2 protein-coding genes are annotated in these 1,413 nt (G+C 66.1%); both read right to left on the bottom strand.

What is annotated here, in order from left to right; translation table 11 throughout:
• Positions 1-989: alpha-amylase family glycosyl hydrolase (locus ACFY0K_RS44710; protein WP_390644777.1), on the bottom strand; the 989-nt coding region annotated here is incomplete at its 3' end.
• Positions 986-1,413: DUF3459 domain-containing protein (locus ACFY0K_RS44705; protein ID WP_390644776.1), on the bottom strand; the 428-nt coding region annotated here is incomplete at its 5' end. The genes ACFY0K_RS44710 and ACFY0K_RS44705, both read right to left, overlap by 4 nt.

The raw sequence follows: 1,413 nt of genomic DNA, 5'->3' as shown, positions 1-1,413 counted from the left end.
TCGTGGTTGCGCAGGAAGATGCCCCACTGGCAGCCGGAGGGAATGGCCGGGGTCTTGGCGAGGATTTCCGAGACGGGGTAGCGGGATTCCCGCCGTACCGCCATGAAGATCCGCGGCATCACCGGGAAATGGAACGCCATGTGGCACTCGTCCCCGCCGCTGCGGTAGTCACCGAAGTAGTCGACGACGTCCTCCGGCCACTGGTTCGCCTCCGCCAGCAGCACGGTGTCCGGATACTGCGTGTCGATCTCCTTGCGCACCCGCTTCAGGAAGTCGTGGGTCGCGGGCAGGTTCTCGCAGTTGGTGCCCTCGCGCTGGTAGAGGTACGGCACGGCGTCGAGCCGGAACCCGTCGATGCCGAGGTCCAGCCAGAACCGGAGCGCGGAGAGGATCTCCTCCTGGACGGCGGGGTTCTCGTAGTTGAGGTCGGGCTGGTGCGAGAAGAAGCGGTGCCAGTAGTACTGCTTGCGGACCGGGTCGTACGTCCAGTTGGAGACCTCGGTGTCCACGAAGATGATCCGGGCGTCCTGGTACTGCTTGTCGTCGTCCGCCCAGACGTAGTAGTCCCCGTACGGCCCGTCGGGGTCCTTGCGCGACTCCTGGAACCACGGGTGCTGGTCGCTGGTGTGGTTCATGACGAAGTCGATGATGACGCGCATGCCGCGCTGGTGGGCGGCGTCGACGAACTCCACGAAGTCGGCGAGGTCGCCGAACTCGGGGAGGACGGCCGTGTAGTCGGAGACGTCGTAACCGCCGTCCCGCAGCGGGGACTTGAAGAAGGGCGGCAGCCAGAGGCAGTCGACGCCGAGCCACTGCAGGTAGTCGAGTTTGGCGGTCAGGCCCTTGAGGTCGCCGATGCCGTCGCCGTTGCTGTCCTGGAAGGAGCGGACCAGGACCTCGTAGAAGACGGCGCGTTTGAACCAGTCCGGGTCCCGGTCCTTGGCAGGTGTGTCCTCGAAGGTGTCCGGGACGGGTTCGTTGACGATCATTGTGTGGGTGACCCTCCGATCCGCGGGGACGGTCGCAGGACGGTGAGGATGTGCGCGGCCCGGTTTCCCGGTTCCAGGCGCACATAGTTGGCCCTGCCCCAGTTGTAGGTTTCGCCGGTGAGCTCGTCGCGCACCGGCACCGACTCGTGCCAGTTCAGGCCGAGTTGCGGCATGTCCAACGAGACCGTGGCCTCCTGGGTGTGGTGGGGGTCGAGGTTCACGACCACCAGAACCGTGTTCGATCCGCTCCGCTTGCTGTAGACGATCACCGCGTCCTGGTCGGCGTGGTGGAAGTTAAGGTCGCGCAGCTGCCGCAGGGCCGGGTTCTCGCGCCGGACGGTGTTGAGGCGGGTGATGAGGGGCGCGATGCCGTCGGTGTCGGCGCGGGCCCAGTCCCGGGGTTTGAGCTGGTACTTCTCGGAGT

It is taken from the genome of Streptomyces sp. NPDC001507 (assembly GCF_042894765.1).
Lineage (GTDB): Bacteria > Actinomycetota > Actinomycetes > Streptomycetales > Streptomycetaceae > Streptomyces.
Note: the sequence above shows the minus strand (reverse complement) of the source record. Positions and strands in the feature narration are given on the sequence as shown.